The sequence below is a fragment of the Paralimibaculum aggregatum genome (assembly GCF_030270585.1).
GTDB lineage: Bacteria > Pseudomonadota > Alphaproteobacteria > Rhodobacterales > Rhodobacteraceae > Thermohalobaculum > Thermohalobaculum aggregatum.
On record NZ_BSYI01000196.1, the window covers coordinates 1 to 220 of the forward strand.

Sequence of the window (220 nt, forward strand, 5' to 3'; positions counted from 1 at the left end):
GACCTGGTGGCGTTTCCGCGCCGGATGTGAGGCGCCATCGGCCGGCCCCGTGGCTTGCGGTGGTGGACCTGGCTGCGAAAGCCGTGCTTCTCCAGGAATGCCTCGTTGGCCTTCGAGCGGTAGGCGCTGTCGGCCCAGACCGTGGAGCCGGTGTTGCCCTGATCGAGGAGCCCCCGGCGCAGCATTCGCCCGTCATGGGCGGCGGCGTCGGTCACGTCCC

At 70.9% G+C, this 220-nt stretch carries 1 pseudogene; it reads right to left on the minus strand.

Annotated features, from left to right (window positions below):
* Positions 1 to 220, minus strand: a pseudogene (locus QSJ97_RS24920) (IS5/IS1182 family transposase); the annotation flags it as partial.